General features: G+C 71.5%; 8 protein-coding genes. 6 read left to right on the forward strand and 2 right to left on the reverse strand.

The window, feature by feature from the left end:
• The first annotated feature begins 187 nt into the window (after positions 1 to 187).
• Both EHS43_RS31990 and EHS43_RS31995 read left to right on the forward strand, forming a co-directional pair.
• Complete coding sequence (locus EHS43_RS31990) at positions 188 to 1,645, forward strand: amino acid permease (RefSeq protein ID WP_125194176.1); 1,458 nt, start codon at positions 188 to 190, stop codon at positions 1,643 to 1,645.
• A gap of 10 nt (positions 1,646 to 1,655) precedes the next feature.
• On the forward strand, positions 1,656 to 2,108 hold the full coding sequence (locus EHS43_RS31995; RefSeq protein ID WP_007380661.1) for an Lrp/AsnC family transcriptional regulator: 453 nt from the start codon (positions 1,656 to 1,658) through the stop codon (positions 2,106 to 2,108).
• Here EHS43_RS31995 and EHS43_RS32000 read toward each other — a convergent pair.
• Together EHS43_RS32000 and EHS43_RS32005 are read right to left on the reverse strand one after the other, a co-directional pair.
• Positions 2,077 to 2,559 carry a hypothetical protein gene (locus tag EHS43_RS32000; protein WP_125194182.1) on the reverse strand — a complete coding sequence of 161 codons (483 nt, stop codon included), beginning with the start codon at positions 2,557 to 2,559 and terminating at the stop codon, positions 2,077 to 2,079. The two genes, EHS43_RS31995 and EHS43_RS32000, sit on opposite strands and share 32 nt — an antisense overlap.
• Positions 2,560 to 2,662: 103 nt before the next feature.
• Positions 2,663 to 3,403 (reverse strand): GntR family transcriptional regulator, encoded by a 741-nt coding sequence (locus EHS43_RS32005; protein ID WP_125194177.1) that lies wholly within the window; start codon positions 3,401 to 3,403, stop codon positions 2,663 to 2,665.
• A 226-nt stretch (positions 3,404 to 3,629) separates the two neighbouring features.
• Between EHS43_RS32005 and EHS43_RS32010 the strand changes: the two genes are divergently transcribed.
• The 4 genes from EHS43_RS32010 to EHS43_RS32025 are packed head-to-tail and all read left to right on the forward strand — an operon-like array spanning position 3,630 to position 7,530.
• Positions 3,630 to 4,784: an ABC transporter substrate-binding protein gene (locus EHS43_RS32010; RefSeq protein WP_125194178.1), complete on the forward strand. Its 1,155-nt coding sequence runs from the start codon at positions 3,630 to 3,632 to the stop codon at positions 4,782 to 4,784.
• Positions 4,781 to 5,677, forward strand: a complete 897-nt coding sequence (locus EHS43_RS32015; protein ID WP_125194179.1) for an ABC transporter permease subunit — start codon at positions 4,781 to 4,783, stop codon at positions 5,675 to 5,677. The genes EHS43_RS32010 and EHS43_RS32015 overlap by 4 nt, the downstream gene beginning before the upstream one ends.
• Entirely contained in the window at positions 5,665 to 6,477 is an 813-nt protein-coding gene (locus tag EHS43_RS32020; RefSeq protein WP_125194180.1) for an ABC transporter permease, read from the forward strand. The genes EHS43_RS32015 and EHS43_RS32020 overlap by 13 nt, the downstream gene beginning before the upstream one ends.
• A gap of 3 nt (positions 6,478 to 6,480) precedes the next feature.
• On the forward strand, positions 6,481 to 7,530 hold the full coding sequence (locus EHS43_RS32025; RefSeq protein WP_125194181.1) for an ABC transporter ATP-binding protein: 1,050 nt from the start codon (positions 6,481 to 6,483) through the stop codon (positions 7,528 to 7,530).
• Positions 7,531 to 7,552 lie beyond the last annotated feature (22 nt).

Genomic DNA, 7,552 nt, shown 5'->3' on the forward strand with positions numbered 1-7,552 from the left:
GTTCGGTACCGGAGCCGGAAGGGGGGCTGGCGCCGGCCGTGCGGGGCTGTGTGCAACGAAGGTTCGTCCTTCCGCGGGGAACGCAACGATCTTGCGAGTGCGTGCAAGGTTGCTGCATTACGACTGTGACGTCCGGACTCGTAGGGTGCTTCGCTGTACTCACCTGCAGCGACGAAGGAGTCAGCGCGTGCTCGACCAAGGCGCACCCCCACAACAGCGCACACCACAGGCGACGGGCCTCGGCGCACGCCTGATGCGGCGCAAGCCGGTGGAACGGCTGGTGGCGGAGGGCGGCCAGGGCGAGGGAGGGGCTCTCCGGCGCTCCCTCGGGCTCTGGCAGCTGACGATGATCAGCATCGGCGCCACCCTCGGCACCGGCATCTTCGTCGTCCTGGGCGAGGCGGTCCCCAAGGCCGGCCCGGCCGTCACCCTCTCCTTCGTGATCGCCGGCCTCACCGCCCTCTTCTCGGCCCTGTCCTACGCCGAGCTGGCCGGCACCATCCCGGTCGCCGGGTCCTCGTACTCGTACGCGTACGCAACCATGGGCGAACTGATCGCCTGGATCTGCGGCTGGTGCCTGGTCCTGGAGTACGGCGTCTCGGTCGCCGCCGTGGCCGTCGGCTGGGGCGAGTACCTCAACGAGCTGCTCGACGGGACCCTCGGCGTCACCATCCCGGACGCCCTGTCCGCCCCGCCCGGCGACGGCGGCGTCTTCAACCTGCCGGCGCTGATAGTCGTCCTGCTCGCCATGGCCTTCCTGCTGGGCGGGGCCCGCGAGTCGGCCCGCGCCAACACCGTCATGGTGGTCGTGAAGATCGCCGCGCTGGTGCTGTTCTGCGCGATCGGGATCCAGGGCTTCCGCTCGGGCAACTACGAGCACTTCATGCCTCTCGGGATGGCCGGGGTCAGCGCGGCCGGAGCCACACTCTTCTTCTCGTACATCGGCTTCGACGCCGCCTCCACCGCCGGTGAGGAGGCGAAGAACGCCCAGCGCGACCTCCCGCGCGCGATCATGCTCTCGCTGGTCATCGTGACCGCGCTGTACGTCCTGGTCGCGGCCGTCGCCGTCGGCGCCAAGCCCTGGCAGCACTTCAACGACTCGGAGGCCGCGCTCGCCCAGATCATGCGCGAGGTGACCGGGCAGACCTTCTGGGGCACCCTGCTGGCGTTCTGCGCGGTCATCGCCATCGCGAGCGTCGTCCTGACCGTGCTCTACGGCCAGACCCGCATCCTCTTCGCGATGTCCCGGGACGGACTGGTGCCCAAGGTGTTCGGCCGCGTCCACCCGAGGACCGGCGCGCCCCGGGCCAACACGGTGATCGTCTCCCTCTTCTGCGGGGTGCTGGCCGCGGCGATCCCGCTGGGGCAGCTCGCCGACGCCACCAGCATCGGCACGCTCTTCGCCTTCGCGCTGGTCAACATCGCCGTCGTCGTGCTGCGCCGGACCCGCCCGGACATGCCCCGCACCTTCCGCGTCCCGCTCTCGCCGTTCTTCCCGGCGCTGGGCTTCGCCTTCTGCGTGTGGATGATGGGCAGCCTGTCCACCGTCACCTGGGTGGTCTTCGGGGTCTGGATGGCCGCCGGGCTCGTGTTCTACTTCGTGTACGGCCACCGCCGTTCCCGACTCGCAACACCCGAAAGCTGATCCACCCACCGTGCTGAACGATCTCGACGAACGCATCGTGCACGCCCTCGCCGAGGACGCCCGACGCTCCTACGCGGACATCGGGCAGATCGTCGGCCTGTCCGCACCCGCCGTGAAACGGCGCGTGGACCGGCTGCGTGCCACGGGGGCCATCACCGGATTCACCGTACGCGTGGACCCGGCGGCCCTCGGCTGGGAGACCGAGGGGTTCGTCGAGATCTACTGCCGGCGCAACACCTCCCCGGAGACCATCCAGCGGGGCCTGGAGCGCTACCAGGAAGTCGTGGCCGCCTCCACCGTCACCGGCGAGGCGGACGCCGTCGTGCAGGTCTTCGCCTCCGACATGCGGCACTTCGAGCGGGTCCTGGAGCGGATCGCCGGGGAGCCCTTCGTGGAGCGCACCAAGTCGGTGCTGGTCCTCTCCCCGCTGCTCAGGCGCTTCTCGTCGGGTTCGCCCACCTGAGCCGCTCGGCGCGGCGCCGGACCGAGGCCAGCAGGCGCCCGGTGAGCAGGGCGTGCGCGCCGGAGGAGACGACCAGCAGCCGGTAGAGGGCACCGCCGGGTCCGGGGAACCGGGCCCGGCTCTCGGCCCGCAGCCGGGTCCCGTCGCCTTCGGCCTCCTCCACGCGGAAGACGAGGGCGTACGTCGAGAAGTGGTGGCGTCCGACGAGGACCAGGTGTCGGCCCGGGACCGCGTGGGCCACCCGGAACCCGGGAAAGGCCGAGCCCTCGGCGAGGGGCCGCGGCCCGGCGGCCGTACGGTCGGCCACACCCACGAGGCGGGCGTAGCGGGCAGAGCGGGGGCGGCCGAAGGACTCCTCCAGGATCTCGCCGAGTGCCTGCCAGACGTCGTCGGCCCGGGCCGCGACCGGCGTCGCGTGCTCGTCGACGAAGGGGAGCGCGGCGATGTTCACGGGGACCCCGTCGCGGGTGGCGGTGCGAGCGTGCGCGTGCGGGGAGTACGCCTTCGCCGGCGCCCTCTGCGCAGGGTAGCCCCGCACGTCCCGAAGCGCGGGACTACTCCGCGGTCTTGCGGGCCAGCGCGTTGTTGCCGATCGAGTTGTGCACGCTGAAGCTCACCGCGTCCGAGCGGTAGCGGTCGTCCGACCATTCCACCGGGCGCCCCTCGCGGGTCGTGGTCACCCGGCGGACGCGCAGCAGCGGACTGGTCCGGCGGACGTCCAGCAGCTCCGCGTCGCGCGCTCCGGCCGCCACCGCGTCGATGACGTGCTCCCCGTAGGCGAACACCAACCCCGTGTCGTCGTACAGGCGTTGGGTGACCGAGGGGCAGTCGGGTTCGACGGCCTCGACGGTCGGCGCGATCCAGTCGGCGTACACCGTCCGCTCCAGCAGCACCGGTTCGCCGTCCAGGCCGCGCACCCGCAGGACGTGCAACACGGGCGTGCCGACGACCAGTTGGAGGCGTACCGCGTCCTCCTTGGAGGCGGGGCGGTACTCCTGGGTCACCACCCGGCCGGTCGCCTCCCGGCCCATCGCCCGCGCCCACTGGGCGAAACTCCTCAGCTCCGCGAAGCTCTGGCTGCGGCGGCTGGCCAGCACCACCCGCCGGGCGCCCTGCCGGGACCCGATGAGCCCCTCGGCCGTCAGCGCCGCCACCGCCTGGCGGACCGTCCCCCGGGAGACGCCGTAGTGCGCCGCGAGTTCCGTCTCGGCGGGCAGCAGACTGCCGACGGTGTACTCCTCGCGGCCGATCGCCCGGCGCAGTGCGTCGGCGATCTCCTCGTGTCGCGCCCCCATGCTTCCCCTCTGAGTCGAATGCTGTGCACAGCGTGACCAGCGTAGTCGACCTGGCGCGCTGCTCGCGGAAGTCCTGATTGTGCGGGAATTCGGGGGCCGACGTTTCGCCAGTGTTTACCGACCGGACACCGGCGGCAGCCTTACTGGGGCCAACTTGTTCAGACAAGTTCTCTCCTTCTCGATCCCTGTATGGCTCCTGCACCCTCGCGCGTCCCCTGGAGAAGCCGTGACCGTGTCCCTGCCGAGAACCGCCGCCCTCGGCGTGCTCGCCACCCTCGCCGCCCTCGCCCTGAGCGCCTGTGGCGCCGCCCCCGACACCGCGTCGACCACCGCCGACGGCAAGAACTCCGCCACCGCCACGTCGGCCGCCGACTTCGGCGGCATGGACAAGCTGGTCGCCGCGGCGAAGAAGGAGGGCACGCTCAACGCCATCGCGCTGCCCCGTGACTGGGCCAACTACGGCGCTCTCATTGACGGTTTCCAGAAGAAGTACGGCATCAAGATCTCCGTCGAGAACCCCGACGGCTCCAGCCAGGACGAGATCAACGCGGTGACGTCCAGGAAGGGCCAGGACCGCGCGCCGGACGTCCTCGACCTCGGCTCCTCCTTCGCGCTCAGCGCCGCCCAGCAGGGACTGCTCGCGCCGTACAAGGTCCAGTCGTACGACGACATCCCCGCCGGGCAGAAGGACCCGCAGGCCCGCTGGTACAACGACTACGGCGGCTACATCTCCATCGGCTGCGACGCCAAGCGCGTCAAGAGCTGCCCCACCACCTTCGCCGACCTGCTCAAGCCGCAGTACAAGGGCCAGGTCGCCCTCAACGGCAACCCCACCAAGTCCGGTTCGGCCTTCGGCGGCGTCTACGCGGCCGCGCTCGCGAACGGCGGCTCCTTCGACGACATCCAGCCCGGCCTCGACTTCTTCGCCGAGCTGAAGAAGAACGGCAACTACACGCCCGTCGAGTCGACCCCGGCCACCGTCGAGAAGGGCGAGACGCCGATCAGCATCGACTGGGACTACCTCAACGCCGGCTACGCCGACGAGTTCAAGTCCAAGGGCGTCGACTGGAAGGTCGCGGTCCCGAGTGACGGCCAGTTCTCGCAGTACTACTCCCAGGCCGTCAACAAGGACGCCCCGCACCCCGCGGCCGCACGCCTGTGGCAGGAGTACCTCTACAGCGCCGAGGGCCAGAACCTCTGGCTCAAGGGGTACGCCCGCCCGGCCCTGATGACCGCCATGGAGAAGGGCGGCACCCTCGACAAGACGGCCGCCGCCAAGCTGCCCGAGGTCTCCGGCACCCCGTCCTTCCCGACCGAGGCCCAGCAGAGCAAGGCCAAGACGGTCCTCGGACAGGGCTGGGCGAAGGCCGTCTCCGGATGACGGCCACCGCCGTACGGGTGGACACGGCGCCCGCCGCCCGGGTGAGGCGGCGGCGCCGGTCCCTCGGCTGGGTCGCCGTCCTCCCGCTGCTGGTGTTCGTCGCGGTCGCCTTCGGGCTGCCCGCCCTCGCCATGCTCGACGGCGCGTTCACCGCCAAGGACCCGGCCACCGGGGCGACTTCGTACACCCTGGACAACCTCACCGCCTCCCTCAAGGGCGCCTACCTGACCGCCCTGCTCGGCAGCGTGAAGCTGTCGGCCGTGTCCGCCGCCCTCGGCACCCTGGTCGGACTGCCCCTCGCCCAGGCCGTGGTGACCTCCCGCTTCCGCGCGCTGCGCGAGGCCGTGCTCACCGCTTCCGGGGTCCTCGCCAACTTCGGCGGCGTCCCGCTGGCCTTCGCCTTCGTCGCCACGCTCGGCAACGCCGGTGTCCTGACCCGGCACTTCGGCCTCGCCGGCCGGGGCTGGGACCTCTACAGCTTCTGGGGCCTGGTCATCGTCTACCTGTACTTCCTGATCCCGCTCATGGTCCTCACCGTCACCCCCGCGCTGGAGGGGCTGCGCGTCCAGTGGCGCGAGGCCGCGCAGAACAACGGGGCGACGGGCACGCAGTACTGGCGGTTCGTCGCCCTGCCCGTCCTGCTGCCCACGCTGCTCGGCGGGTTCGTGCTGCTCTTCGGCAGCGCCTTCGCCGCGTACGCCACCGCCGCCGCGATGGTGGGCAGTTCGATCCCGCTGGTCACCCTCCAGATCGCCGACGCGATCTCCGGCAACGTGCTGGTCGGCCAGGAGAACGTGGCGCTCGCCCTCAGCCTCGACATGGTCCTGGTCGCCGGCCTGGTCATGGCCGTGTACCTGCCCCTTCAGCGAAGGAGCGCCCGATGGCTCGCCTGAACGCGTGGCGGTGGGGCGTGCTCGGCCTCGCCGGGCTGTACTTCCTGGTCCCGCTCGCCGCGTCCGTCGTCTTCACCGTCGACGTGCCGGGCCAGGGCATCACCTTCGACGCCTACACGCAGATCTTCTCCACCGACGGCTTCGTCTCCAGCCTGCTGCTCTCGCTGGAACTGGCCCTCGCCACCATCGCCCTCGTCCTGCTGCTGATGGTGCCCGCCATGGTCGCGCTGCGGCTCGGCGCGCCCCGCCTGGGGCCCGTCGTGGAGGTGGTGTGCTCGCTGCCCCTGGTCGTGCCGCCCATCGCCTTCGTCGCCGGTATCGGCACGGTCCTCAAGTGGGGGCCCGACCACCTCTCCCGCACCCCGCTGTTCGAGACCTTCGTGGCGATCCAGAACCCCGGCTTCCCGTTCGTCCTCGTCCTCGCGTACGTCGTGATGGCGCTGCCGTTCGCGTACCGGGCCCTGGACGCCGGGCTGCGCGCGGTCGACGTCCGCACCCTCGTCGAGGCCGCCCGCAGCTGCGGTGCCGGCTGGCCGCAGGCCCTGGTCCGGGCCGTCCTGCCCAACCTGCGCGGCGCCCTCCTCAACGCCTCCTTCCTCACCCTGGCCCTGGTGCTCGGTGAGTTCACCGTGGCCCAGCTGCTGGGCTTCCAGCCGTTCGCCGTGTGGATCGTCAACGTCAGCGGTTCGCAGGCCCAGTTGTCCGTCGCCGTGTCCGTACTGAGCCTGCTCGTGACGTGGGTGCTGCTTCTCGTCCTGGCCGGCTTCGGCGGCCGTACCCGTCCGACCTCCCGGGGATGACCCATGTCTGAATCAGCTGCGACCGTCGAATTCCGGGGACTGAGGCGGGAGTTCGGCCCGACCGTCGCCCTCGACGGACTGGACCTGACCGCCCGGCCGGGTGAACTGCTCGCCCTGCTCGGCCCGTCCGGCTGCGGCAAGACCACCGCCCTCAGAATGCTCGCCGGCTTCGAACACCCCGACTCGGGCGAGGTGCTGGTGGACGGCGAGGACGTCACCCGGGTTCCGGCCCACCGCCGGGACGCCGGGATGGTCTTCCAGTCGTACAGCCTCTTCCCGCACCTCGACGCGCTCGACAACGTGGCCTTCGGGCTGCGGATGCGCAAGGTCCGCACGTCCGAACGGCGTTCCCGGGCAGCCGAGTTGCTGGACCTCGTCGGGCTCGCCGACAAGGGCGGCCGGTTCCCGCACCAGCTCTCCGGCGGACAGCAGCAGCGCGTCGCGCTGGCCCGCGCGCTCGCCCTGCGCCCGCGCGTCCTGCTGCTCGACGAGCCGCTGTCGGCGCTGGACGCCAAGGTGCGGCTCAGCCTGCGCGAGGAGATCCGGCGGCTCCAGCAGGAACTCGGCATCACCACCCTGTTCGTCACCCACGACCAGGAGGAAGCCCTGTCCATGGCGGACCGGGTCGCCGTGATGCACGCCGGCCGGCTCGAACAGTGCGCGCCGCCGGGCGAGTTGTACGGCCGCCCCGCCACCGCCTTCGTCGCCGAGTTCGTGGGCACGATGAGCCGGATCCCGGGGCGGCTCGTCCAGGACACCGTCGACGTGCTCGGACAGCGGCTGCCGGTCGACGGTCCGGTGCCGGCCACCGGCGAGGTCGACGTGCTGGTGCGGCCCGAGGCCGTGCGGGTACGGGCCGAGGCCGACGGGAAGTCCCGCGTGGTCGCCACGTCCTTCCTGGGCGCGGCCGTCCGCGTCACCGTCCGGCTCACCGACGGCACCGAGGTCAAGGCCGACCTGCCCGCGCACGAGGCCGCCGAGCTCACCGCGGGTGCGGCCGTGAGCGTGTCGCTGCCCGAGCGGCCGGTGCTGGTGGCGGAACGGACCCGCTGACCCCCGCCGCGTACGCATCCCC

Source organism: Streptomyces sp. RP5T (assembly GCF_003933965.1).
Taxonomy (GTDB): Bacteria; Actinomycetota; Actinomycetes; order Streptomycetales; family Streptomycetaceae; genus Streptomyces.

Excerpts from the sequence above, each read along its gene's own strand:
- EHS43_RS32005 (WP_125194177.1), bottom strand. The coding sequence starts at position 3,403 with ATGGGGGCGCGACACGAGGAGATCGCCGACGCACTGCGCCGGGCGATC.
- EHS43_RS32015 (WP_125194179.1), top strand. The coding sequence starts at position 4,781 with ATGACGGCCACCGCCGTACGGGTGGACACGGCGCCCGCCGCCCGGGTG.
- EHS43_RS32020 (WP_125194180.1), top strand. The coding sequence starts at position 5,665 with ATGGCTCGCCTGAACGCGTGGCGGTGGGGCGTGCTCGGCCTCGCCGGG.
- EHS43_RS32025 (WP_125194181.1), top strand. The coding sequence starts at position 6,481 with ATGTCTGAATCAGCTGCGACCGTCGAATTCCGGGGACTGAGGCGGGAG.